Source organism: Cupriavidus sp. CP313, assembly GCF_054072015.1.
In genome coordinates, this window is record NZ_JBSVZB010000010.1 from 1 (window position 1) to 24,509 (window position 24,509).

The 24,509-nt window shown below is 62.1% G+C and carries 20 protein-coding genes and 1 pseudogene; 16 read left to right on the plus strand and 5 right to left on the minus strand.

What is annotated here, in order from left to right; all coding sequences use genetic code 11:
• The first annotated feature begins 102 nt into the window (after nucleotides 1-102).
• The 5 genes from ACW4E8_RS15485 (at nucleotide 103) to ACW4E8_RS15505 (ending at nucleotide 6,390) form a co-directional block, all read left to right on the plus strand.
• Entirely contained in the window at nucleotides 103-1,551 is a 1,449-nt protein-coding gene (locus ACW4E8_RS15485) for a site-specific integrase (RefSeq protein ID WP_456805300.1), read from the plus strand.
• Complete coding sequence (locus ACW4E8_RS15490) at nucleotides 1,548-3,428, plus strand: integrase (RefSeq protein WP_456805301.1); 1,881 nt, start codon at nucleotides 1,548-1,550, stop codon at nucleotides 3,426-3,428. Before ACW4E8_RS15485 ends, ACW4E8_RS15490 begins: the two co-directional genes overlap by 4 nt.
• Nucleotides 3,425-5,305, plus strand: coding sequence for an integrase (locus ACW4E8_RS15495; protein WP_456805302.1), 1,881 nt, complete (start codon nucleotides 3,425-3,427; stop codon nucleotides 5,303-5,305). The genes ACW4E8_RS15490 and ACW4E8_RS15495 overlap by 4 nt, the downstream gene beginning before the upstream one ends.
• 8 nt (nucleotides 5,306-5,313) lie before the next feature.
• Nucleotides 5,314-5,664 carry a hypothetical protein gene (locus ACW4E8_RS15500; protein ID WP_231881534.1) on the plus strand — a complete coding sequence of 117 codons (351 nt, stop codon included), beginning with the start codon at nucleotides 5,314-5,316 and terminating at the stop codon, nucleotides 5,662-5,664.
• Between the two features lie 126 nt (nucleotides 5,665-5,790).
• The gene (locus ACW4E8_RS15505) at nucleotides 5,791-6,390 is read left to right on the plus strand and encodes an IS5 family transposase (protein ID WP_456805490.1); all 600 of its coding nucleotides are present in this window, start codon (nucleotides 5,791-5,793) and stop codon (nucleotides 6,388-6,390) included.
• Nucleotides 6,391-6,426: 36 nt separating this feature from the next.
• Here the strand turns inward: ACW4E8_RS15505 and ACW4E8_RS15510 are convergent, their stop codons facing one another.
• The 4 genes from ACW4E8_RS15510 to imuA form a co-directional block, all read right to left on the minus strand.
• Complete coding sequence (locus ACW4E8_RS15510) at nucleotides 6,427-6,750, minus strand: hypothetical protein (protein WP_456805303.1); 324 nt, start codon at nucleotides 6,748-6,750, stop codon at nucleotides 6,427-6,429.
• A 216-nt stretch (nucleotides 6,751-6,966) separates the two neighbouring features.
• A complete protein-coding gene (locus ACW4E8_RS15515; protein WP_456805304.1) occupies nucleotides 6,967-10,122 on the minus strand; it encodes an error-prone DNA polymerase in 3,156 nt (1,051 codons plus the stop codon).
• Nucleotides 10,123-10,131: 9 nt separating this feature from the next.
• The gene (locus ACW4E8_RS15520) at nucleotides 10,132-11,595 is read right to left on the minus strand and encodes a Y-family DNA polymerase (protein ID WP_456805305.1); all 1,464 of its coding nucleotides are present in this window, start codon (nucleotides 11,593-11,595) and stop codon (nucleotides 10,132-10,134) included.
• Nucleotides 11,522-12,226: a translesion DNA synthesis-associated protein ImuA gene (gene imuA / locus ACW4E8_RS15525; protein ID WP_456805306.1), complete on the minus strand. Its 705-nt coding sequence runs from the start codon at nucleotides 12,224-12,226 to the stop codon at nucleotides 11,522-11,524. The genes ACW4E8_RS15520 and imuA overlap by 74 nt, the downstream gene beginning before the upstream one ends.
• 891 nt (nucleotides 12,227-13,117) lie before the next feature.
• Here imuA and ACW4E8_RS15530 point away from each other — a divergent pair.
• From ACW4E8_RS15530 to ACW4E8_RS15575, 10 genes are all read left to right on the plus strand, one after another.
• Nucleotides 13,118-14,113 carry a hypothetical protein gene (locus ACW4E8_RS15530; protein WP_456805307.1) on the plus strand — a complete coding sequence of 332 codons (996 nt, stop codon included), beginning with the start codon at nucleotides 13,118-13,120 and terminating at the stop codon, nucleotides 14,111-14,113.
• Nucleotides 14,114-15,358: 1,245 nt separating this feature from the next.
• On the plus strand, nucleotides 15,359-15,697 hold the full coding sequence (locus tag ACW4E8_RS15535) for a hypothetical protein (protein ID WP_456805308.1): 339 nt from the start codon (nucleotides 15,359-15,361) through the stop codon (nucleotides 15,695-15,697).
• Between the two features lie 113 nt (nucleotides 15,698-15,810).
• Nucleotides 15,811-16,425 carry a metal-dependent phosphohydrolase gene (locus ACW4E8_RS15540; RefSeq protein WP_456805309.1) on the plus strand — a complete coding sequence of 205 codons (615 nt, stop codon included), beginning with the start codon at nucleotides 15,811-15,813 and terminating at the stop codon, nucleotides 16,423-16,425.
• Nucleotides 16,418-17,596 (plus strand): hypothetical protein, encoded by a 1,179-nt coding sequence (locus tag ACW4E8_RS15545; RefSeq protein WP_456805310.1) that lies wholly within the window; start codon nucleotides 16,418-16,420, stop codon nucleotides 17,594-17,596. The genes ACW4E8_RS15540 and ACW4E8_RS15545 overlap by 8 nt, the downstream gene beginning before the upstream one ends.
• Nucleotides 17,593-18,480 carry a putative quorum-sensing-regulated virulence factor gene (locus tag ACW4E8_RS15550; RefSeq protein ID WP_456805311.1) on the plus strand — a complete coding sequence of 296 codons (888 nt, stop codon included), beginning with the start codon at nucleotides 17,593-17,595 and terminating at the stop codon, nucleotides 18,478-18,480. Before ACW4E8_RS15545 ends, ACW4E8_RS15550 begins: the two co-directional genes overlap by 4 nt.
• A gap of 43 nt (nucleotides 18,481-18,523) precedes the next feature.
• Nucleotides 18,524-18,844, plus strand: a complete 321-nt coding sequence (locus tag ACW4E8_RS15555; protein ID WP_456805312.1) for a hypothetical protein — start codon at nucleotides 18,524-18,526, stop codon at nucleotides 18,842-18,844.
• Between the two features lie 28 nt (nucleotides 18,845-18,872).
• Nucleotides 18,873-20,015: a hypothetical protein gene (locus ACW4E8_RS15560; protein WP_456805313.1), complete on the plus strand. Its 1,143-nt coding sequence runs from the start codon at nucleotides 18,873-18,875 to the stop codon at nucleotides 20,013-20,015.
• Nucleotides 20,016-20,073: 58 nt separating this feature from the next.
• A complete protein-coding gene (locus tag ACW4E8_RS15565) occupies nucleotides 20,074-20,598 on the plus strand; it encodes a tetratricopeptide repeat protein (protein ID WP_456805314.1) in 525 nt (174 codons plus the stop codon).
• Between the two features lies 1 nt (nucleotide 20,599).
• The gene (locus ACW4E8_RS15570) at nucleotides 20,600-21,388 is read left to right on the plus strand and encodes a hypothetical protein (RefSeq protein ID WP_456805315.1); all 789 of its coding nucleotides are present in this window, start codon (nucleotides 20,600-20,602) and stop codon (nucleotides 21,386-21,388) included.
• Nucleotides 21,389-21,392: 4 nt separating this feature from the next.
• Nucleotides 21,393-22,091: a hypothetical protein gene (locus tag ACW4E8_RS15575; protein ID WP_456805316.1), complete on the plus strand. Its 699-nt coding sequence runs from the start codon at nucleotides 21,393-21,395 to the stop codon at nucleotides 22,089-22,091.
• Between the two features lie 422 nt (nucleotides 22,092-22,513).
• On the opposite strand, the gene ACW4E8_RS15580 is transcribed toward ACW4E8_RS15575, so the two are convergent.
• Entirely contained in the window at nucleotides 22,514-23,047 is a 534-nt protein-coding gene (locus ACW4E8_RS15580) for a hypothetical protein (RefSeq protein ID WP_456805317.1), read from the minus strand.
• A gap of 341 nt (nucleotides 23,048-23,388) precedes the next feature.
• Here ACW4E8_RS15580 and ACW4E8_RS15585 point away from each other — a divergent pair.
• A pseudogene (locus ACW4E8_RS15585) lies at nucleotides 23,389-24,477 on the plus strand (DUF3387 domain-containing protein); the annotation flags it as partial.
• Nucleotides 24,478-24,509: the final 32 nt, after the last annotated feature.

Here is a 24,509-nt window from a genome sequence, read left to right on the forward strand (position 1 = left end):
CTGAAGGTATTTGGCGTATGCGCAAGCCAGGAACGATTTCTTGATACTCGCACGTTGTGTTAATGAGGACGACCACTCAAACACAGCATGAGGATCTGGGCGATGACAGCAAGACGAACGACCATCCGGCATCTGCCGTTGACCGAGGTCGTTGACCGCAACACATCCGGCGCGACGCCGGTCAGCATTACCACGCCCGAGGGCGGCACGATCTATCACACTGTCCCACTCGCAGACCCTGACACCGGCAAGCGGCGCGACGACCGCCCGCAGTGGATCACAGGCACCTTTCCTCTCTTTCCTGTTGTCCGGCTCGCTGACGGCGCACCGTGGGCTGAGGCGAACCTGTGGCTCATCGACATGATTGAGTCGAAGCCGTCGCCCAACATGCTGACGTTCGCCAGCATTGCTGACGACCTGGTGGCGTTCCGTCGTTATCTGGATAACGAGGGCGTTGACTGGCTGGCATTCCCCGCGAACAAGCGGCAACGTCCAACCTACCGCTACAGTGCCTCGATCAGGCTGGCCGTGCAGGCAGGCGAACTGTCTCCGGGCGTCGCCAGGCGTCGTATGGGCGCCGTAGTGCGCTTTTATCGCTGGCTCATGACCGAGGCAGGCTTCAGGCCCGCGAACGCGCCGTGGGCCGAATCTGGCCGCTTCATCGAGTTCAGAGACCATAAGGGCTTCAGCCGCGCGATCGAGGTCAAGACCACCGACCTGTCGATCAGTGGCCGGCGCGCAGATGACCCGTGGGACGATCACATCCAGGACGGTGGTCGCTTGCGCCCGCTGCCCTCTGCCGAGCAGTCGGTGCTGCTTGAATCGTTGGCCACTCTCGGCAATACCGAGATGACGCTCGTTCATCTGTTCGCGCTGTTGACGGGCGCCCGCATTCAGACGGTACTGACCGTGCGCGCGAGACACGTGATGCGCAAACCGGGCGAGTTTCACGGCGACGACATTCGTCTCGCCTGCGGGCCGGGTACGGGCATCGACACGAAGGGCGGGGTCAAGGGCGTGCTGCACCTGCCGCGCAGTTTCTATGAACGGCTCTACACCTATGTGCACAGCGATCGCGCGCGCAAGCGTCGCCAGCTGGCAGACGGCGGCGATCATCCCGTCCAGCCGCTCTTTCTCAGCTATCGCGGTGCGCCGCTCTACGAGGATCGCGCGTCGCGCGGCCCGGTCAGCACTGGCCCGCAGGTACGCCGCCACGTCAAGACAGGGCAGGCCGTGCGCCAGTTCATCAGGGACGAACTGTTACCCATGATGCGCGTGCAGCTTGGCAACCCCAGGTACGAGTTCAGTTTCCACGATCTGCGCGCGACCTACGGGCTGAACATGGTCGACACGATGACAGCGAATGAGACGAAGTACACGCGGGCGCTCGATCAGTTGCGGCAGTTGATGTGGCACGTGCAACCGTCTACGACCGAGCGCTACCTCGCTTACCGCGAGAATTGCAAGCTGTTCGACGCTGTCCAGGATGGCTGGGGCGTGCACCTGTCGACGCTGGTCGCGCGCACCCTTGACACGGCGGTGGCTGCATGAGCCGCCAGTACGAAGAAGTGCGCATGCCGCTCGCGGAGGGTACAACACTGCTACATCCCGAGCGCGCGCTGCTCAGGTGGGAAGGCATGAGCGGACGTTCCGATATCGGGCAGATTTGCTACTTGAAGCGTGACGCGTCGAGCCTGCGGTGTACGCGACGCACTTTCGACCCCACAAGCTTCAGCAGTGAACGCGCCAGGGTCGTACGCCTGCTGGTGACGCAGCTTTCCGGGCGCATGACCCTTGGCGCGATGCGTCCAAGGACGGTCGACGGTGCTTTGCGCGTCGTGCTTGAGTTCGTCAACTGGGCCGACAGGCAGGGCTTGCATCAGGTGCTCTGTCACGAGAAGACTACGGCGGAAGCGGTTCATCGCTACTTCCGTGAGAGGCGCGAACAGGTCTCGCTGGGCAACCTGAAGCGCAATTCCGTCGACATCAGTCAGCGCCGTCTGTTGTCGATGCTACGTGAGTTATTCCGAAACGACGACTTCTGCGCCGACGCGAGGGTGCTGGGCCGCCAACGGGATGCTTCGGTGCCGACGGCGGTGCCTGACGCCGAAGCCCAGGCCACCCTGCTCGCGTGGGCTGACGCGCTCTTCAGCGGTATCAGCACGCTGGTGCTCGACTTCAAGCCGTACCCGGTACACGTGACCACAGCGCGCGGTGAGAGTCTTTGCCTTGTTCCGCGCAGACACCATCGTCGCGGAGGCGACGGCTCTCACGGCCTGGCTGGCTGGAATCTGGAAACGGGAGAGCCGCGCACCCGGGAAGAACTCACGATGCGCATGGCTGAGGCTGAAGCCAAGAACCCTTCTAAGCGTTCGGGGGACATCGCCAGAAGTGCGGCTAAACATCTTGCGGCGGCGAACGAGGACGCGCAGTCAGAGATCCGGCGCTCACACGCTTCGATGGCCGTCTTTTGCTTTGCCGCGCTGTTTCTGGCCGAAACGGGCGTCAACCTCGCACAGCTGCTGGCCATGAAGTGGAGTCTGGAGCTTGCCGCGAGCCTGCAGGATGCGTCGGTTGTGCGTCAGAAGTTTCGCGAGGTCAAGTATCGTGCAGGGGCTAAAGAGATTACGTTCACCGTCTCGCTGGGCTTCATGCCGAAGCTCAAGGCGTATCTCGCATTGCGCGAGTATCTGGTACAGGACGCAGGCTGCGACGCGTTGTTCATCGTAGTCGGACATAGCCCGCAGCGACGACGGCCCATGCCTCTCCCAACCCAATTTCTGACCCTTCTTTATGATCGACTCGACACGCTCGGGATCGTGCTGCCGCGCATTAGCGCACGTCAGTGGCGTGCGGCAAAGCAGGATTGGGCGGTAAGTAACCACGGCCCTGTCATCGCAGCCAGGCTGATGGGGCACTCGGTGGAAACAGCGTTGCGTTCGTACTCGAACGGCACGGACGCCGCGCACAAGGCCGAGATGGGCGTGTTCCTCGCTTCGGTCGAGAAGACTGTGCTGAAGACCGGCGACGACCCGGCTGGCAGCATCAGGAGCGCGGTGGGCGTCTGCATCGAATTCCGCAAGCCAGTGCCGATCGCCGCTTCAGTCACCGTGAAGCCGGACTGCCGCTCGACCGAAGGATGTCTCTTCTGCGACCAGTATCGCGTGCACGCTGACGCCGCCGACATCCACAAGCTGCTGGGCTGCCGTCATTGCGTCAGGCTCGTGAGCGGACGTGCCGACTCGATCGAGCAATACGACAGTTCGTTCGGCGCGGTGCTGCGCCGCATTGACTTCCTGCTGGATGAACTGCGTAAGCGCGACGCCGCGCTGGTCGATCAGATCGAGCAGGACGTTGATGTCGATGGGAATCTGGACGCTTTCTGGTCGGCCAAGCTCGACCAGCTTTACGAATTGGGGGTGGCATGAACAACACGCTGATCGCGCCGATCGCTGAGCGCCCCGACTGGTATCGTGTCGAGGACGATACAGTGGCTACGCGCGACAAGGCTGCGAACGCTGTTTCGCTGTTTAGTGACGCTGCCTGGGACATCCGGGCATATACGATTGGGCCGCGCACCCATATCTACTTCAGGGGCCACCTGCCTGACGGCGCAAGTCGAGCCCTTTCAGAAGCGACTACGCGACAGTGGAAGCAGGTGATCTACTTTCTGATGCACGAAGCGACCGACACGGTACCGGCGTCCAGTACGCTTAACTCTGGCTCAGCCTGCCTGAAGGGATTCGCGTTCTTTGCCGCCGAACGTGAGCTTACTCTCTACGAGGGGCTGTCCAGCGTCGCTATTGTCTTCGACTATGTGGCGCAACCCGGGATGGAGAGGAAGGCCCAGCGCCTTCATTCAGTTCTGGTGAAGCTTCACCGTCTGGGCGTCGGGACCACAGGGCTGCGCGTACCACTGGCACAACTGCACAAGCCTCTGCTCGAACGCTTCGCGCAACGTGCTGGAAACTCACAACACCCTGTCGTCCCGACGCGGATCTACCAGCACTTCCTGTTGGCCTGTGAACATGACCTCGGCGTCGCTGAAGGGATCGTCGACGTGCTGTCAGACTACCTCGCACGACTGTATGCCGGCGAGAGTCCGTCCGTCCCTTCAGAACTGGTAAGGGTAGCTGCACACTTCGGGTACAAGGCAGTCCCTTACGTCGCGTCGTCGCTTGTGGCGTCGATCAGGGCGCTATGCCAGCTTGTCATCCTGTCGTTCACCGGCATGCGTGCGACAGAAGCAGAGAGCCTCCCATACGACTGCCTGAGCGAGACCCGTCTGGATGGCGTAACCCACTACACCATCGAGGGCATCACGACCAAGCTGTCGGGCGGGCGTCCCAGGCGCGCACGCTGGGTGACCAGCCCGCTCGCCGCCCGTGCTGTCGGGCTCGCACAACGGCTATCGGGAGAGGCACACCGTGCACACGGCGCGCAGGGCTACGCCGAATCGACGGACGGTTCGCACCTGCTGTTCTGCCGGATGGGACTGCATATGGGATACGTAGCAAACCGGGCGGCGAGTACCGTTCATAACGATATCGAAGCCTTTCGTGAGCGCGTTTTCCCGACGATCACGGTCGAGGACATCGCTGAACTAAAGCGTGTCGACATGCACCGCGCGTGGGAAGACGAGCCGAAGTACGCGGTCGGGCGGCAGTGGCCGTTCACGCGGCACCAGCTTCGGAGGACGCTCGCGTTATACGCGCACCGCAGCGGACTGGTGACGCTGCCGACGCTCAAACGTCAGCTGCAGCACATCACGCAGGAGATGAGCATGTACTACGCTCGTGGCTCGGCATTCGCGAAGGGCTTCATCGACACTGATAGGACCCACTTCGCGAACGAATGGGCCGGGGCACAGGGCCTGTCCGAGTACCTTGCATACGCCGAGCAGGTGCTGTTCTCTGACGTGCGGCTGTTCGGCGGCCACGCAGCGTGGACGCAGAGCCGTGCCGTGCAGGCCTCGCCTGTGTCGGTCTACTCACGCGAGCAGACGATGAGGATGTTCGTGAAGGGCGAGCTGGCGTACCGCGAGACGGTGCTGGGCGGCTGCGCCAGTGTCGAGCAGTGCAAGTCGACGCCACTCGACTGGATGCGTCTGGATTGTCTTGAATCGGACTGCCGTAACCTCGTGGTCGTGCCATCGAAGCTTCGTCGCGTGATCAACGCGCAGCAGGTTACGGTCGCGAAGCTGCGCGCGGTCGATGAGACGAGCGTCGAATACCGTATCGAGGCGCAGGCGCTGCAACGACTGCTTGAAGCGCAGGAGAAACTGATCAAATCGGAGGCAGCATGAGCGGCGCCATGACCGACTACTATGCCGCTCTTGAGCGGCTGAAGAACCGCAAGGGTGCGCGTATCAACAACGACACCGTGGCGATCGAGGCGGGCCGCAAGAAGGGCAGCATCAAGAAGTCGCGCCCACAGTTCACCGAACTGATCGCAGCGATCGACGCGGCCAATGCAGTGGCCGGGCGCCCGAAGCTCGAACTCACCGAGCGTCTGAACCGCGCAAAGGGCGACGCGAAGGATCTGCAGGCACAGCTTGACGAATCGCTGGCTCGTGAACTTGCCCTGCTCCATCAGGTGTTTCGCCTGCGCAAGGAACTGGCCGCGCTGCGTGGCGGTAGCGTCCTGCCCTTGCAGCTACGCTAGATTGCGGCGGGCATCTTCACTCGAAATCAGCTGCGAAACTTGCGACTGGAAATGGACATTCTGACGGTCGTTGTGTCCATTTTTTTCTGCTGATCTATGGACACCCGGTAGTCTGCTGATTCTAGTATTTGCAGGGCTCTGGCTGATGTCCATTTTTTCTCTCTTGCGCGTATCGGCGAAGGCGAATGGAAGGTGCGCAAGCATGGTTATTCCAAGCGTCGCACGTGGCGCAAAGTCCATCTGGCGATGGACGCCAAGAGCGGCCAGATATGCGCGGCGCTGATGACCCATCAGGACGTCGGCGATGCCGACGTGTTGCCTGATTTGCTCGACCAGTTGCCGTCCGACACGCCCGTGGACGTCGTTGGCGGTGATGGCGCGTACGACACCAAGTCGTGCCATGCGGTGATTGCCGCCACAGGCGCGCAACCGTTGATTCCGCCGCGCGAGGGCGCGATGCCGTGGCCTGAAACCACGCCCGGTGGGGCATGGCGCAATGCGGCCATCGACGCCATTGCAACGAGCAGCAGACGCGAATGGAAAAAAGACAGCGGGTACCACCGTCGCTCGTTGGTCGAGAATCTGATGTATCGACTCAAGACACTCACCGGTCATTCTCTGTGGGCGCGCAAGGTAGGCTCCCAGGCGACCGAGGTGGCAATCCGCGCGGACGTGCTCAACCGCATGAATGAGCTTGCCCGCCCGCAGTCCGTCCGTATTGCCTGAATTTCGCCTCTCAGGGGGTAGCTCCGCCTTTAAATTCTATTTGTGCAACAACGCCTCGTGCCTGGTCACAACATACTCCTGGCCGGCGTGGTACTTGCTCTCGGTAATCATGAACTTGATGTCGTTCACCGAGACGTCGAACTCCCCCTCGATCCCGGTCAGGGCATGGACCTGTTCGGCGAGTTTCGCTGCGTCGAATCCGGATAAGGTCCTCAGATACTTCGATTCCGATTCGCGAGCGTCAATTCCAAGCGCGCCCGTGCGATAACCAATGTGGATGGCATCGTAGCGACCAGTGAGCAGGCCGTGGATTGGCTCTTCGGAGAAGAGTTCTTCAAGCTTTCGGATCAATGGGTCCATGATTCTTTTGCTGTTTCAAAGACAGCCCTAACTCTACTACCCGCTACGTAGTTGTACAAACTTGACCACCTTTTGGTGGCATAGATTTAATTGTTATCCATCCAGGATGGCTTTTCCAACGATGGCATGGATGGATTTTTGCTCGGCATGCACCATACGCGATCGCCGGCATATCTGCTGTGAACTCCAAGCTCGCTGAGAGCGCCCCCCCCTGCGTTAGCAAAAGTCTCGGCTGTTTGTTTCGAGGGTCCCCAGAAGATTGCTTAGATCAACGACGTGTTGTGCAATTAGGTGTCGTACGTCGCCCTCTGCCTGCCACTGACCATAGATTCCAATGAGGGATGCATTGAGGATTTCTTTGCGGAACCGCTCCAGGACCCCCGGCCAAACGATGACGTTGACCACGCCCGTCTCGTCTTCGATCGTCATGAACAAGACCCCATTCGCAGTGCTCGGCCGCTGCCGCACCGTTACGATCCCGCAGCCGCGGGCGAGCTGCCGATTCTGGTAAGTGCTCAGCACCGAGGCTGGCTCGAAGCGGCGCGCCGCGAGCTGCGGCCGCAGCAGTGCCAGGGGATGGCGGTTGAGCGTGAGCCCCATGGCTCGATAGTCCGCAACGATCTCTTCGCCCTCCGTCTGAGGGCGCAGGGCAGGGCGGTCTTCGATCAGGTCGGCAGGCCGTAGCAAGTCTTTGTCGGGTACGGCAGCGGCCGCCTGCCAGAGCGCCTGGCGCCGATCGCCAGATAGCGTGCGCAAGGCGTTGCCCGCGGCGAGGACCTGGAGGTCGTGGCGGTCCAGGCCTGCGCGGCGCGCGAGATCCTTGATGGAGTCGAAGTGGCGAGCCGCCCGGGCGATCTCGATGCGCTGCGCCGCCTCCTCGCGCATCCCGCGTAGGCGCGATAGACCCAGCCGCAACGCAGGCTGCCCACCTTCTCGCCGCTCAAGGGTTGAATCCCACAGGCTGATGGTGACATCGGCAGGACGCACCTCGACGCCGTGGCGCTTGCCGTCCTGCACGAGCTGGGAAGGGCTGTAGAAGCCCATCGGCTGGCTATTGAGTAACGCGCAGAGGAAGGCCGCCGGCTCGTGGCGCTTGAGCCAGGCGCTCGCGTAGACCAGTAGGGCGAAGCTGGCCGCGTGGCTCTCTGGGAATCCATATTCGCCAAACCCTTGAATCTGTCGGACGATGCCTTCCGCGAACTCCAGATCGTAGCCCCGCTCGAGCATGCCGGTGACGATGCGATCTTGGTACTTCTCCAGCCCTCCTTTACGCTTCCAGGCCGCCATCGCGCGCCGAAGCTGGTCGGCCTCGCCGGCGGAGAATCCGGCCGCGAGCATGGCCACCTGCATGACCTGCTCCTGGAAGATTGGGACCCCCAGCGTACGGGAAAGGGCGATCTTCATCGCCTCGCTTGGGTAGGTCACCGGCTCGAGGCCTTGCCGCCTGCGCAGGAATGGATGGACCATGCCGCCCTGCACGGGACCAGGCCGCACGATGGCGACCTCAATCACCAGGTCGTAGAAGGTGCGGGGACGCAGCCGCGGCAGCATTGACATCTGCGCGCGCGACTCGATCTGGAACACGCCGATGGTGTCCGCCTTGCACAGCATGTCGTAAGTCTCGGGATCCTCTACTGGGATGTCCTGCATTTCGAAGAGCTCGCCGCGCTGCTCGCTCACCAAGTCCAGCGTGCGACGGATGGCGGATAGTATGCCCAGGGCGAGGATATCGACCTTGAGGAGGCCGAGCGCGTCGAGGTCATCCTTGTCCCACTGGATGATGCTTCGCCCGGCCATGGCCGCATTCTCGATGGGCACCAGACGTGACAGCTTGCCCGCCGAAAGGACGAAGCCGCCAGGGTGCTGAGAGATATGACGGGGGAAACCGAGCAGCTGCGTTGCCATGCTTGCCCATCGCTGGGTGAGCTCGCTCTCGGTGTCCAGGCCGCATTCGGCAAACCGCTTGATCAGGTCGGATCGGGAATCAAACCAGTGGTGAGCCTTGGCGACCTGGTCGACGATGGCCGGATCCACGCCCAAGGCCTTTCCTGACTCGCGCAGCGCGCCGCGGGGGCGATAAGTGGCCACCGCCGCGGTGAGGGCGGCGCGGTCCCGGCCGTATCGACGATAGAGGTACTGGATTACCTCTTCGCGCCGCTGGTGCTCGAAGTCGACGTCGATGTCGGGTGGCTCGTTGCGCTCCTTCGAGATGAAGCGCTCGAAGAGCAGGTTGCCGCGCGCCGGATCAACCTCGGTGATCCCCAGGCAGTAGCACACACTTGAGTTGGCTGCAGAGCCGCGCCCCTGGCACAGAATGCCGTTGTTGCGCGCGAACCGGACGATGTCATACACGGTCAGGAAATAGTGCTCGTACCGAAGGTCCTTGATCAGCGCGAGCTCGTGCTCTATCTGGGACTGGACCGATAGCGGGATCCCTTGGGGAAAGCGTCGATACGCGCCGGCGAACGTCTCCTGCCGTAGGTAGTCTTCCGGCGAGACGCCGGGCGGCGTCAACTGGTCCGGATACTCATAGCGCAGCTCATCGAGCGAAAAGGTCGAGAGATTGGCGATTTGCACGGACTCGGTAAGCGCGCGGTGCGGATAGATGTTGGCCAGACGCAGGCGGGAGCGCAGGTGCTGCTCCGCATTCGCAGTCAACTCGTACCCGCACGCTGGTACCGGTTTGCGCAGACGGATGGCACTGAGCACGTCATGCATGGGTTTGCGCGAACGCACGTGCATGAGCACGTGCCCGGTGGCCACCAGGCGAAGGTGGTTGGTGATCGATGCGCGCAGTACTCCTGCCCGGTGGATGTCATCCATGGCCCGGTACAGCAGGGTGAGGCTGATCCACGCGCGGCCGGCGAAGGTGGCGGTGATCCAGCGTGCCTGGGCATCGAGGGTCGCCTCCGGGGTGCAGAAGTCCGGCGTAAAGATGATCGTGCAGTCGGGCAATCCACGTAGATGCTCAAACCCGGGCCCGGGCCGGTCCAGGTCGCGCTGAGTGAGCCGGTAGGTTCCCTTTTCCGCGCCGCGAGTGCGCGCCATGGTGATGAGCTCGCACAGGTTCCCATACCCCTCGCGGTTGCGCGCGATTGCGACGAAGGAGAGCGACGGGCTGCCATCCTCGTTCACCAGGCGGAACCATGCCCCAACCAGCAGCTTCAGGCCGTGGCGCTTTGCCTCCGTGTGTGCCCGCACGATGCCCGCAAGGGAGCACTCATCTGTGATAGCCAGGGCGCTGTATCCCAATTGCACGGCGCGCTCCACCAACTCCTCCGCGCGCGAAGCGCCTTCAAGGAACGAGAAGTTCGAGAGGCAGTGAAGCTCGGCGTAGCCGGGCAGGCCGGCGCCGGTCAGATCTGTGTCCATTTGCGCCTCTCAACCGAACAGCCCGTGCAGGTACCACCGAGCTGTGTCGCCCTCGGGGCTGGCCATCCGCTCGCAAAAGATCCAGTAGAACGAATGGTCCTTACCCTCGGCGACGTAGTAGTCGCGGGTCACCAGGTCGCCCGCCCACCACCCCGCCTCGATGCGCTCGGGTGGCGATACCAGGTACAGGGGCGAGCCATAGAACGGCCGGTGGTCCCGCTCCAGCAAAGCGATGGGTTTGTCGAGCAGCCATGCTGGGCGGGGGAGGTTGGGCGCGCGCTGGGCCGAGCGGGGTTTGCCGACGGCCGGTTCCCAGCCATTGGCCACCTCCGGCCGGTAGTCTGCCTGTAAGGCCGGGCGAAGGATGTTCTCGGCGCCAAGCCGCGCGGTGAGCAACTCCATCACCCGTGCGTGGTCTTCCGGCGTGCCGCCGGGCTCGGGAAACAGATCCTCGCTGGGCGGATCCTTCGGCTGTACGTCCGTGACCGACAGCCGAACGGCGATCATCGGGGCCTCCACCTGCATGCGGGCGAGCCGCTCGCGCAGCAGGCGCATCAGGTGGTCCTCGCTCCAGCTGGGCTCTGCCAGGGCGATCTCGATCACCGTGGGCGGAACCGCGGAGCGCCCGCGCTCGTGCTGCAGCTCGACGGCAATCCTCGTCACGGCCAGTTGATGGGCGGCCAGCCAGCCCAGCATCTGGACAATCAGGCCCCGCGCATAGAGCAAGGTCGCCTCGGCGTGCTCGATGCGGTCGGGCAGTTCCACGCGTGCAGTAAAGCTTGGCGGCGCTTCGAGCCACTCGAAGATCTCGGGCGCCAAGCCGAGTGCCCGGTCCAACGTCTCGTTGAGTTCCTGGCCGCACCGGCGCTGAAGGCCGGCGCGCGGCAGCCGGCGCAGGTCACCAAGCGTTCTGCAGCCCAAGCCATCCAGCCATTCGAGGTAGGGACGGGCTGCTGGCAGCACCGCCGCCGACATCCCGGTGACCTGGCGCTCGAGGGAGCGATGGGACAGCGCGCGGCCGCCGCCGGCGCGTGCCAACAGCCAAGCCCCCTGAGCCGTAGGGGCGCAACCGGTCACGGGCGTCACGCCAAGCGCGCGTGCAGTCGCGCGTACGTGGCGCACCAGCTTCCGGATGCCGCCGAAGAGTCGCAGGCTCGCCGATACGTCGACCAGGACGCAGGCCTCCTCTGCTTCGACAACATTGGGAGAGAACTGGAGCAAGGCGGTCGCGGCGCGCCGCAGGCCCTCGGCTTCCCTCTGGTGCGCCCGGTCGAAGATGAGGGTCTGCGGTGCCATGGTCAGTACACCGCCGCGGCGCATGCCAAGGCGAACGCCGGCGCGTGCTGCCATCGAGGTCATGGCACACACCTTCTCGCTTTCCAGCACTGCCGTTGGCAGCTCAGTGGACCAGCTCGGCCGGAACACTTCGAGGGGTAGCGATGGCAGGTGTAGGCAGATCCACAGGCGCAACATGGCGGTGGAGAAGGCTCGGCGATGGCTCGAGCCAAATAAGCAGCGGCGCATCCTGCTGGGGGCCGCGCCGCTTGAGAAAGGTCACCTCGATGCCGCCGGCGGCCGGGCTGATGGCGAGGCGTAATGGAGCGGGGGAAGCGTCGCGCGCGCAGGCGATAGGGCGCACGAGGCAAAACAGGGCTTCGCCCGACTGAGCGGCCAGGTGGAGGCGGCGCAGCGCGTCTGAGCGGATGTGCTGCTGCCAGAGCAGTACGGCGCCGCAAGTACCGGCGCGCAGCAGCTGCTCGGTAGCCCACAGCGTGTCGGCAGTTCGCTGCCCCCGAATCCACAGGATCTGCTGGGCCGGCAAGCCCCAGTTTGTCAGAGCGAGCGCCTGCGGCGTGTGAGGCGGCTGAATCAGCGCCACCGGGCGCGAAGCCGCGGCTAGCAGGGCCGGGCGCAGCAGGCGCAATTCGCCCACGCCGGGCTGCCGCGTGAGCAACTCAACCAACGTGCCCACGGGCCAGCCGCCGCCAGGCAGCTCGCTGGACAGTTCCGGATAGCCGGTTGGCAGCGTGCGACCGGCTGGCCGCGCCAGTTGGGAGGCGCGCCAGAGTGCAGGGTGGATGGTTTCCGGGTTTGGGGCGGACATGGTTGCATGGGCTGTACGTCCTTACAGTGTACTGTATGGATATACAGTTAAGTAAACTTGTGCGCGGATGATGACATTAGTGCACGTGAGGGGCTGTCGGCCATTGTGATACGCCAGCATCGCCGGATGCCGGCTACCCCTTTGATCACGGAAACCCAGTGGCTGGTTGGCTTCCAGGGCGGGGAGCCCGAACGGCAAATAGCTCGCGTAGAAGCGCTGCAGCCCCAAGCAAAGGCCGACTCTCGAAACGGCACCGGCACAGCCCGCTTTGTGCATTGTGCGGCACTTTGTGCGCAAGCCGCTGGTGGCGCCCCATTGTGGAGCACAACCCTCCCGATCAATTTGCTGACGAAGAGACCGAATCATCACCGAAGTGGAAGGCGTGTGCCTGATGACAGGCTGCTCAAGGTCGTCGTCGAGAAGGTGGAGCCAAGGATTGCATCATCGACAAGATCGACTTCTGCGATAGATGCTGGGCAGAAAATCGGCGCCGAATGAGCGTTTCTGAAGCCAAAAAGCGGATTATGATCGACTTTATTGCTGGGCCAGGGGGATTTTTGGAAGGCTACACGCTGTAGTAGCGGTTACTGCTCGCGGGTACGCATAACCCGCGTCGGATGGGCCCATACTTCATCCCAGCTCCTCGCCTCTAACCCGGAAGTGCGTTCGGAATGGTTTATGATGCGCAGCAGGCTCGGCGGAGTTGGCCGAGGAAGGGGCAAGCGGCGCACACTGCCGCATCAGGCGCAACAAAGCCAAAAGCCACCGCGAGGGTGGCTTTTGACTCTATCGCAGACTGCGGCGTCACCGGCTTAGGTTCCTTTCAGCGCACTGACAGGAGCGGGAGTGGGATCGCAGTTGCCTACGCGCAGAATCTTACCGCTAATAGTTTTGCTAATCAAGCAAGAAACGCAACACGGCATCTACGAGATGAGTTCAGCGCAAACGACGCAGCAACAGGCCGTCGCAATCACGGCCGCAAATCAAAGCCCCGTGACGGCGGCGGACGTAACGGCGTGTCTGAACACAATAGGTAAGCCGCGTCTCGACCCTTATCGCCTCTACTTCAGATGCAATACGGATGCTGAAGTGCTGGGGGCTTATCTGTGGGGTCAAGCGATCGCTGCGTCGCTTACGTCGCTTGTCTCATCATATGAGATCGTTCTTCGGAACGCCGTGCACCGGGAAGCGTCACTTTTTTCCTCTCGGAAGCAGTTTGATTCGCATCCTTGGTACGACCATACTAGGCAGGACGCTCTGCCCACGAAAGGCAAATCCCGCGAAAAAGTGACTGCGCTGCTTTATGACACTCCACCGGGCAGTCCGCCCATTCGTAAGGCTGTTCAGCCTGTACCGGATCAAGTCGTGGCGTCTCTTTCCTTCGGGTTCTGGCCGAACTTCCTCGAGGGCCTGAATGCACGCCAACAGCCGCGGATCTTGACAGACGTATTCCCAGGTCATCCACACAGCAACCCGAAGCACTGGGGGCAAAGCTCAAACGTGCAAGTGCTCATAGGAGAACTGAAGCTTATCCAGGCGCTCCGGAATCACATCGCGCACTATGAGCCCATCTGGAAGCCGCACCGGCTGACCGGTTCAGAAAATCATTGGAGCCGTTCGGTTCAGAGCATCAAGAACTTTCACAGCAAAATTCTTGACATCATGGGTTGGTGCTGCCCGGCGACGCCCTTGGTCTATAAAGCCAGCTATGGCTATCGCTACTTCAGCCGTCTTTGTACCACGCAGGCAGTGCAGGTCTTTATGAACGATCCATTTCAGGCCATCCAGATCGAGCCGCTGCAAGCAATAGCTGTTGCGGCTCCGGCGCCCGTAGCAGCTGTCCCCTCGGCTCAACCGGCGACGAAAAGCCAGGCCGGCACCGTCTGATGAATGCCGCCTCCGGGCGGTGTTTTTGCACCGGCCTCCATGCCGATAACTGATCCTTATCGGCATGGCGTTTATCCGTCGCTGACGTGGCTGGCAAAGCTCTAGGATGAAATTGCGGGGCGCGCGACCACTTCACCCAAAAAGATTTTGCTCGACCACTTCACCTCACCGGGCGCAGTGCAGGGAAACGGAATTAGTGAGACTTCGCCGATTCCTGTGAGACTGGAAATACCGAATTGATGAGACTGCGGGGACTCAGCGGCGGGTAGCGTTGCGCTGACATGGCGGTTGGCAACAAGTCCGCCGACGCAGGGGCAGCGAGGTTCTAAAGGACAAGGGCACCGGCGACGGGCCGCAGTCGGACCTGAACGAGACGGTCACGACAGTCTCCTTATTGAGTACGGCATCGGATAGATGCATGCTTGGCGATGTCGCCAGCCAAAATTGAGGGGGTGGTCCATGACGCAGCGAGAACGGAATCTTTATCGGAGTTCCAATGGCGACCGATGGTCGCTGGTTCGCGACCTGGATTCAGGACGAGTGTTCATCCGGCATGAGTCCAACATCCCATCGGGTGGCCAGACATCCGAAATAGCCGTCGGCGATTTCCTCGTGTGCGATGCGTACGGACCAGAGCATGCCGAGTTGTTACGGCTTATCGGAACGCTTGTCGAATCCGGCTGACGTCGGGGATCGGCCGCCGTGGAATTGGGCGCCCGCGCCCGCGAGGCGTTCGCCAAGCACGACGTGGAACTGCGCACGCTCGTAGACCGGCAGGCGGGCGGCGGGCGGGCCTAGTGAGAAAAAACCTCAACTAGGCTGACAACATGTTTTGAAGTGACATGATAATGAGAAGGATGGTTTAGAATCCGGTGTGATCCCTCTTCACGGACACTCTATGTCGACCTCCCTCCCGGTGATACAACGCTCGAGCCAGCTCCTGTCAGCCGCCCTGGCGCGGAATGGCCTTACACCCGAAGCCGTGAAGGACTGGCATCCGGACCATGACACGCCGCCACCGCTTGGAACCGGCGGCATGACGTTTGCTGTTCGGGCATCGCTTCGAGCCATCGAGAGCGAGGCTGCCAGTCATGATTTGCGGGAGACCAGCGGGCCGGCACTACTCTCGATGCCGATGGAAGTTGCATCGGAGTACTTCTCTGCTTGGAAGCGCCGTTGGGGCGTTGGGACAGTCACCGAAGAGGGACAGGATGCCCCGACTCATGATCGTCCGCGGGGCTGACCATGGTCGTGAAGAACATCGACATATCGGCCTCGTTGCGCGCCGCGGCAGCGGAAACCGACTTGAGGGATCTTTGGACCCAACTTTGCGACCTGCTGAGGGGGCTGACCACGATTGCTGCATCGAAGCTGGACGATGCAGAGCGTAAGTCCGTGAACAAGCTGGCGCAGATCACGAATAGCTACGGTCTGGTGGTCCTTGAGATGATGGAGCAGAACAACTTGCCGGCCAGGCAGCGCACGCTGTCCCAAAGCTTGGTGACCGATTTCACCAAGGTGATTCGCTTCTTTGTCGAGGATGCCCGACAGTCGATGAATCTGCCCCGCAGCCAGCACGGCTGAAATCCAACTCCCAGTCCGTCAGCTTTGGCGGGTAATCGTTGCCTATTAAATTGCGTCGCATAATGACACACGTAAATATAAATAGCTGGATTCCTACCCGAAGCGGACTGAGGGTGAATCTCGCCCGCCCCGAACCGGAACAATTCGACATCCGTGACATCGCCTTGGGTTTGGCGAGGGAATGTCGATACGCGAACCAACTGGACTTCCACTATTCGGTCGCGCAGCACAGCGTGATCGTTGCGCGGCACATCGACCCCGAGCTGGCCCTAGACGGGCTGCTACACGACGCGTCTGAGGCATACATCCGGGACCTTCCGTCCCCGCTGAAGGCGTTGCTTCCAGATTACAAGGCCGTGGAGGCACGGATCGAGCAGGCCATCCGGGCACGCTTTGGGCTCTCTCCAGACCCCGAGCGGCGTATCCATGACCACATCAAGGCCGTCGACCAGCGCGTGGCCGCTGCCGAGCGTCAAGATCTGCTGCCGCCGGCAGCAAACCCGGTTCCCCTCACGGAGGATCCGTGGCATGCCCTCGACGGGATCGAGCCGATTCCGGAGGCTATCGTTCCTTGGAGCTACCAGGCCTCGTTTGCCGGCTTCCTCTACATGTTTGCCCAATACAGTGATTCGTACGTTCTCCATCCGGAGATGGCACCGTTCGTTCCCCACGAGCTGTATTTCGATAACGAGCCAGAACCCTACAGGGAGCGCCTACGCTGTGCCTGAGAACCTGACCAATCTGACCTCCGCGCCGATGGTTGGCGATTCGCCTGTCACGGCGCGCAACTATGCCGCCCAAGCCCAACGGTCGCTGCGCAATTACGTGCAGTTGGTTGAGAAGAGGGGGTTGCGGCACGACGCGTTCGTCCTGAAACACCTCGTGCACCGCCTGGGCGAGGCGGTGCACTTCGCGGTCCCTGACAACGCTGCCATCCTCGAAACCGGATTTCGGGGTTTGGAGGACGGGCCGCTCCGACTGCCGTTTCCGGAAATCACGATCGAATACTTCGTCCCCTTCAACCCCGAGCAGATTGGCGACCGGCTTCATGCCCCAAAACGGCTGATCTACGCGTGCGAGGTGACCCAGGATAGCTTGCCGGATTGGCTGACACCGGTACACCACGACATGATTGCCAGCTCGCTGCTCAACTGGGCCCGGGAGAATCCTCAGCTCGGCGCCGGTGAGCGTGGAATCCTTGTCTGGGGCTCCGCTTATGTCCAGCCAGGTCCAAATCTGGAGCCGATCTGGGCGCCGGAGCCGGGGTTCTGGCTGCTGCCAGAGCGCTACCCCGACTCCGCTTCGTACTCCGAGGAGTTGCGCCGCGAAAGGCACCAACGGCCGACCGATTCCGCTGCCCCCTTCGTGGCTGGCCGTCGGCCAATGCTTGTGGGTGGCATGGTCCCAGCGATGCTCGACATGTTCCGAATTGCAATGGATGGGCGGCCCGGCCAGGAAGACCAGGTGATCGCCGATCTGCAGCGGGATATCTCGCTCGAAGCCGGCGCGGTGCTCGAGTTCATCGAAGCGTGCTCTTGCAGCAATATTCAGGCGTCCACCCTTACCAAGGGGATCGAACCGGGAAGCCCGCTGGCCAAACGCCGCGCGGCAGACGGGAAGCTCCCGATGTTTGAGACGAAGGTACTGACAATCGACGTGCCTGGACGCTCCAGCACAGGCGCCGGCGGCGGCACCGGTGGCAGCGGCAGGGCCAGCCCCCGCATGCACATGCGCCGCGGTCATATCCGGCGCCTGGAAGACGGTCGCCGCATCTGGGTCAACAACGCCGTGATCGGCAGCCAGACCAACGGCCAGATCCAGAAGTCATACGCGATCGAGACCCCGCAAACCTCCCGACCCCGCCCGCAGCGGGTGATTCCGAGCCCAAATCGACCATGAACGCACTGGTTTTTGACACCGAAACAACCGGGAAGAGGGACCCAGGCCTCGTTGAGGCCGCATGGATCCCGATTCCGTCTCCGGGCAAAATCAAGCAGCTCGCCGGCGAACTCGTTGGCGATGCGTGTGCCCGCGACACCATGGTTCAGCGCTTCAATCCCGGCAAGCCGATCGAGTTTGGGGCCATGGCCACGCACCACATCACGAACCACGCGGTTGAGCACTGCCCGCCGGCGTCGACGTTCCGCCTGCCGGCCGGCATCACGCACCTGATCGGCCACAAGATCGATTACGACATCGGTGTCATCCACGCGGCGGCGCCGTCGGAGGGGTACGGCGAGATCAGGGGCATCGATACCTTGGTCTTGGCCCAACGACTCTGGCCCGAGTGCGACAGCCATACACAGTCAGCGCTGCTCTATTTTCTGATGCCAGAGGTCGCACCGGCACTCGCCATGCACGCGCACGATGCTGCCGTCGACGTTGGCATCAACCTTCGGCTGCTCAATCTGATCGTCCACGAGTTGCAATGGCGCGGCGCGCTCCGGCCTGACGGCGAGTGGTCATTCGCCGATCTGTGGGAGATCAGTGAAATTGCCCGGATTCCCGAGTTCATGCCGTTCGGCAAGCATAAGGGCCGCCCGATCGCCGACGTTCCGCGCGACTACTGGGGCTGGTACTTCGAGCAAGCCGACGTCGATCCGTACGTGGTGCGGGCCTACCGGGAGGGCGGGCAACCGTGGCCATGGCCTCGCCCAGACGCTGGCCACCCAGCGCCGCAGGCATCGGTATCGGCTCCGAAACCCGAACCGGTGACGGCGCCGCAGCCGGCTCAGTCCAACACCGCCCCCCGATTCAGTTTTTCACCGCGGCCGCGCGCCTGAGAAGCTCGCCAGCAGCACAAACCCAACTCCAGAAGGAAAGACCATGCAAACGACTAGTGAACACATTACGACCCTGGTGTATGCCGAACTGCGACGCGATGACCAGGTCGCCGTCATGATCCCCGCCCGCGACGGGCGCGGTGAGCCGACGGTCGTTGGAATCTCCACGGACACAATCACCTGGAAGTGCGCGGACGGCACCGTTGAGCGCTTGGGCACGCCCGCCGCCCCGGTTTCGAAGGATGTGATCGAAGCAGTCGCCAGTGCAGAGGGCCTGCTGGTGATGCTGGGCGATACCGCCACGAACGAGCTCATCGGGGACTTCGTGCTCCAGGGGGTGCCGGCGGCTTCGTCTGTCGCCTGATCAGATTCCGCACAGATCGGAGCAAACTATGACCAAAGCAGATCAAGTTGATCCGACGGGAACAGATGTCCCGCCAAATCTTGCGAAGCTTAGCCCCAGAGCGCAGGAGTTCATCGCTCGATTCTCCAGTACCAAAGGCGCGAAACTCGGCCTGGGCGGATTGGCTCGACCGAGCAGCATTACGGTGCACGGACCGAGCGGCCCAAAGAAGGATCGCTTCGTTGGCTGGCTGAAGCGAGCGGTACCAGTGCTGGCCATCTCAGGCGCGATGTTGGCGGCCGCAGGAATGTACGCGCTGACCTACGGTTCCGCACATGGGGAGAAGCCGGGCGTTTCGGGAGCGAACCCAATCGAACTCCGAAGCGAGAGGTTGCAGGAGCGCATGCCAGGCACCATGGAAATGATGCGCGAGGCAGCGAAACTTGCCCGGGTGAACCCCGAGCCGTACTCGGTACTTATTCGCTCCGACTCTGCGCTCGAGGGCCTCTCACCGACGGAGGTGCTTGCTGGGTTTGCCCAATCGGTCAATGCCGTCAATTCCCCGGTGCGCTCGCTCAAACAGATCGACAGTGCGGTCCGAGAGATTGTTGCTGATGCGTGGAAGAATGATTCCTCGCCGCTTATGGGACTTGCCGCGTATATGAAGTCCCCGGACAACTGGAAGGCCTCTGTAATCCAGATGCGCATGCAAGGCCCGCAGGCCGCTTTCGACGCCGCGGACGCGCTGAGCTACGGATGGGCATACGCGCGCTCAGTCCACCAACTCCTCAGGGCACAACTCAGTGCTACCACGCCGCGAAACGTGCAGGCCCGCAAGGTCGGTTCGGACTTCGTGGACATTGCCCGCTCGGCTATCGGCCTCGCCCAGTCAGTGGCCGGCGCCACTGGCAATCGGGACATGAATTCCACCGGCAGGGATTTGAGCGGCCTGGCTCGCGATGGCGTCTCGATGTACCAGCAAGGGCAGTCGGTCGGTTCAGCGTCAGGCACGCGGCGCGTGGACCAGGTTTCCCGTATGGTGGACTCCGCGGGCCGGCTTTATCAGAACAGCCAACGAGCAACGCATGAATACGACAAGCGTGCGCTCGACAGGGCGACAAAGGAGCTTCGACAGAACGGCTACGGCGAGGGCGCTACCAACCCGCAATACAGGGAGCGTGAGGGTGGTTGACTCGGCATTTGCTGTGGTTGGGGGGCGAGTCAGGCCGCTGGCGTCAATGCTCGCTTGCATGGTCCTCGGCCTCGCGTACGGTGGCGCGGCGGCCCAGAACGTCAACGAGTCAGCGGGCAGCATCTTCACGGCGGCGAACACCGCCGTGAAGCAGGGCGACTACAACACGGCATATCGCCAATACCTGCGGCTCGCCATCAATGGTCACCCGGAGGCCCAGTTCAACCTCGCCCTCATGTACCAGCGCGGGGTGGGGGTGAACCTCGACCCGGCTGAGGCAGGCTACTGGTATGAGAAGGCGGCGGCGAAGGGGATCGTCGATGCGATGCTGAATCTCGGCACGCTGTATGACGTTGGCGGCGGGTTGGGCCCGAACCTGGACACCGCTGCCCAGTGGTACACCAAGGCGGCGAATGCGGGCAGCGCCCAGGCAATGTGCAACCTGGGGCTGCTCTATACGCGAAACAACAATTTACAGCAGGCCAAATACTGGTATGACCAGGCGGTCCAGGCTGGATACGCGCCGCCGGCGTCCTTCCTGCAGGCACTGCAGCAGTTCCAGAACCAGTCACCGAGCAACTAGCGTGGCTTCCTTCATCTCGCGTGCGAAGCGCGCGCTCCTCCCATGGCTTGCCGTCGGCGCCGCGATCGCCCCGATCGCGGGGCAGGCCGCGCCGTCGCCGTCGCAGACCTTCTTGAGCGATCTCGGTCACGTGCTTGGGCAGATGCTCGCCAGCTACAGCCGGGAGGCCGACACACCGCTGCAGGTTCTGACCTTCGACACCGGGGATGCAGCAGTGCGAGGCTTCCTGCAGGCGACCACCAGTCATAGCGCCGATGAACTTCTTGCTATGCAGGCCTATGACAACATGAAGGTCGCACGTGCAGTTGGCGGATTCAGTGAGAGCAGCGAGCTGCCGACGTGCGTGATCTTCTATGACTCCAGCCGTAGTGACCTGCTGGACGGTTACGTGCGTTCCGGCGCATTCGAGTACGTGGAGGCACTCCACTACTTGGCCGCCCATGAGTTTGGCCACTGTATGGAATGGCACCAGACTCGGCGCGCGGCGGGCCGGGCAGGCGCCACTTTCCGGGACGTGCGAGCGTCAGAGCGACTGGCCGACCTCGTCGCGCTGACATACTTCGCCGCCAACGGAAACTGGCGCGGTGCAGCCAGGATCCTGGAGTTCAACGCCAAAGTGAGCGGGGCTAAGCCAGGGGATCCCCACAGCAATGCGCGGGAACTACGCGCCGCGCTCGACCAGCTTCAGGCGGGTGCCCAGCACGGCAGGGGCATGCCCGGGACGATGCTGGCCATTTATCAGACGGCTGCCGAGCTGCAGCGGCGCAATCAAACCACTTTCAAGGACTGAAACCATGCCCGTCGGGCTTGCCATCGCACTTGCGATGTTCATTTGGTTCGGCTATTTCGCCTCTTCTAACGCTGAGGATCAGGACACCCAGGCCGCGGAGCTCGATGTGGGCAGCGTGGTCACCAACATGCAGAACTATCGCGCGGTCATCGTGAACTATGCGCTCGCCCAAACCGGCGGGAACCTGATGAACTACGCCAACTTCAGGGCCTTCACCGGGCCCGTACAGCAGTTCATGCCGGACGCGGCCGCTCAGTCCTCCTGGTTTAGCCGCCGATCGGACGTACAGGGCTACCTACGTAACGGCGAGATCTTCCTCTTCTACACCCCGAGCGGGGTGAACTCCCGCCTGATACCCGGCGTGCGCGCTGAGCTGCAGACGGCGATGAGCGCTCGCGGAACGGTCGGTGTCGCGCAGGGCCAGCAGCTCATCATCACGTCGAGCGGAGCGGTTGCGCCGGTATCGCTCCCCGCGGGTATACCGAGTGGGGCTTCGGTGGTCTACATCGACGCGGCCACCAGCCTTCCCAGGATTATCCGTAGGGTGACTTGTCAGGACCGCTACGGCAATTCGCCCACTGGCGTGTGGAACAACGGACCGGTGGTGCAAGAGCAATTCCAGTATGAGGACGGCACCTTCACCAACTGGCAGGACGCGCCGGCCGGTGTGGGGCCCACCTATATCCCTTGCTCAACCACTTGAGGGTCAGAAGACGCTTGTCCGCTATTGGTGGAATGTCTTGACCCTTCTGCTAGCCAGTGAGATCAGTTGGCGCACGGCAGTCCTGGCACTTCGTAAGAGACCGGTCGCCGTGGCCGGACGAAAGGGTGGGTTCATCGTCGATCCTGAGTTCTGAAATTTGATTCCAGACTGATCCACCTCTGCGATCTACGTGCGTACACATGAAATTCGTGGGCTAGTCGGGATGACCTATTTAATAGCAGAAGATGCATGCCTTGCCGCAATTGGGGCCACCTGTTGGGCCTCCCCTCGATGCGCCCGCCATGCGGACACTCACCACTGCCAGAACACTCAACGAATCTAGGTGTGCTGTTTGCCAGTCGAGAGTTTGGTTTACCCTATCGGAGCTGGGCCCTTCCAACGTTAGGACCATGGACGGGCAGCTACTTACGATCTATGTAAATCAAGGGGCCAGCCAAGGCGCGGGCGACCCACAAGGTACAAAGCATGACGCCGATGCCGACCCACTCGTCCCCAATCACGGTGCGATACACCGCATAGAGGAATGCGGCGGCGCCTAGGATTAGGGCCAGGAGCAGACGGGCCAGCGCGAGGCGCCATTGCCATGGCATGCCGGGGCCATTGTCCTTGTCCTTGTCCGCGCGGCGCCGCTCCGCTATCAGGCGGAGGCGTTCGTCCTCCGCCTGATAGCGTGTAGGGAAAAGCCCCGCTATGTTGGCCTGGGCCTCTATATCGAATACAAACCAGGGCGGCCCCTCGTCATTAATCACTAGGTTTTTCTTATGGTCGGTCATGATTTGTAGCCCCCTGATAGCTCCAGGTCCGAAATATCCCCGCATGCAATCGACTGAACCCGCTGAAGGTTTTTCCCGTGGTCCGCCAATTCCGCCGCGTTCCAAGGTCCCATACTCCGCCAGGGCGGCGGCCACCTCGGTCAGCACATAGACGTCGAACATACTCTTACAGACTAGGAAGTCGCCGTCGTGCAAGCCATACGCCAGATGGTTGACTAGAGAACTACATCGACAGCGTGCATGTCATGGGCGACTTTCGGCCACTTCTTAGACATGCCCTAGGTCAGTACCATCTTGCGCTTTGCCATGAGTCAGCGCCCTAGCGGGCGGTCGCATGACCATAAGTTGGGGGGGCATTGCACAGCTTGCTCAAGGAAGCGCAGGAAATGGGCGTCAAGCCAGACCGCGCTTATGGGGCCGTTGTGGTCGGCGCCTGTATAGCCATAGGCATAGCGGGCCTGACGGTAAGCAGGACCGCCATCATGGTGGGCGTTCGTGGGGTTATCGCTCGCGTCAACCGGGTCTTCAAGGACAAGCAGGGCGGGCTGGTGGTGGACTACATCGGCATCGCCAGCGACCTGAAGCAGGCGCTGAAGGAGTACACCGCCAGCAGTGGGCGTGGTCGGCCAACTGTAGATGCGCACGAGGCCTATGCCGTGCTGGAAGAGAAGCTCGACGTGCTGCGCTCAATGCTGCACGGCTTCGACTACTGCAACTTCCTGACCGGCGGACACAAGCTGTTGGCCGGTGCTGCGAACTTCGTGCTCGGCTTGGAGGATGGAAAGAAGCGCTTCGCCGACGTGGCACTGGCGATGAGCAAGGCGTTCACCCTGTGCTGCACGCTGGATGAAGCGAAGGCCGTCCGGGAGGAGGTTGCCTTCTTCCAGGCAGTCAAGGTGCTGCTGACGAAGCGGGACATCGTACAAAAGAAGCGCACTGACGAAGAGAGAGAGCTGGCGATCCGGCAGATCATCGGCTCAGCAGTTGTGTCCGAGGATGTGGTCGACATCTTCGAGTCGGTTGGGCTCGACAAGCCGAACATCGGCATCCTCGACGATGACTTCCTCGCGGAGGTCCAGAACCTGCCCGAGCGAAACCTGGCGGTAGAACTGTTGGAACGTCTGCTCGAAGGTGAAATCAAGAGCCGCTTCGGTGGCAATGTCGTTCAGGAAAAGAAGTTCTCGGAACTCCTGTCCAACGTCATCACCCGGTATCAGAACCGATCCATCGAGACGGCCCAGGTCATCGAAGAGCTGATCGAGATGGCCAAGAAGTTCCGGGAGGCGGCGAATCGAGGTGAACAGCTTGGCCTGAGTGAGGACGAACTTCGTTTCTACGATGCGCTGGCAAACAATGAAGCATCTGTCCGATTGCTCGGCGACGAGACGCTGAAGAGGATTGCCCACGAGCTGACCGAGAACTTGCGAGCGAACGTCAGCGTCGACTGGGCGGTGCGGGAAAACGTGCGGGCGAAGCTGCGGCTGATGGTGAAGCGGATCCTGCGGAAGTACAAGTACCCGCCCGATCAGCAAGAAGAGGCGGTACAGACGGTGCTTCAGCAGGCCGAGAAGCTGAGCGCCGAGTGGGTCTGAGTTGGTGGCCCTTGATCAGACTACCCTCTCAA

Coding starts and splice junctions, on each gene's coding strand:
- ACW4E8_RS15510 (WP_456805303.1), bottom strand. CDS start 6,750: ATGGACCCATTGATCCGAAAGCTTGAAGAACTCTTCTCCGAAGAGCCA.
- ACW4E8_RS15485 (WP_456805300.1), top strand. CDS start 103: ATGACAGCAAGACGAACGACCATCCGGCATCTGCCGTTGACCGAGGTC.
- ACW4E8_RS15555 (WP_456805312.1), top strand. CDS start 18,524: ATGCAAACGACTAGTGAACACATTACGACCCTGGTGTATGCCGAACTG.
- imuA (WP_456805306.1), bottom strand. CDS start 12,226: ATGTCCGCCCCAAACCCGGAAACCATCCACCCTGCACTCTGGCGCGCC.
- ACW4E8_RS15535 (WP_456805308.1), top strand. CDS start 15,359: ATGGTCGTGAAGAACATCGACATATCGGCCTCGTTGCGCGCCGCGGCA.
- ACW4E8_RS15580 (WP_456805317.1), bottom strand. CDS start 23,047: ATGTTCGACGTCTATGTGCTGACCGAGGTGGCCGCCGCCCTGGCGGAG.
- ACW4E8_RS15575 (WP_456805316.1), top strand. CDS start 21,393: ATGCCCGTCGGGCTTGCCATCGCACTTGCGATGTTCATTTGGTTCGGC.
- ACW4E8_RS15520 (WP_456805305.1), bottom strand. CDS start 11,595: ATGTTGCGCCTGTGGATCTGCCTACACCTGCCATCGCTACCCCTCGAA.
- ACW4E8_RS15550 (WP_456805311.1), top strand. CDS start 17,593: ATGAACGCACTGGTTTTTGACACCGAAACAACCGGGAAGAGGGACCCA.
- ACW4E8_RS15490 (WP_456805301.1), top strand. CDS start 1,548: ATGAGCCGCCAGTACGAAGAAGTGCGCATGCCGCTCGCGGAGGGTACA.
- ACW4E8_RS15560 (WP_456805313.1), top strand. CDS start 18,873: ATGACCAAAGCAGATCAAGTTGATCCGACGGGAACAGATGTCCCGCCA.
- ACW4E8_RS15515 (WP_456805304.1), bottom strand. CDS start 10,122: ATGGACACAGATCTGACCGGCGCCGGCCTGCCCGGCTACGCCGAGCTT.
- ACW4E8_RS15495 (WP_456805302.1), top strand. CDS start 3,425: ATGAACAACACGCTGATCGCGCCGATCGCTGAGCGCCCCGACTGGTAT.
- ACW4E8_RS15500 (WP_231881534.1), top strand. CDS start 5,314: ATGACCGACTACTATGCCGCTCTTGAGCGGCTGAAGAACCGCAAGGGT.
- ACW4E8_RS15565 (WP_456805314.1), top strand. CDS start 20,074: ATGGTCCTCGGCCTCGCGTACGGTGGCGCGGCGGCCCAGAACGTCAAC.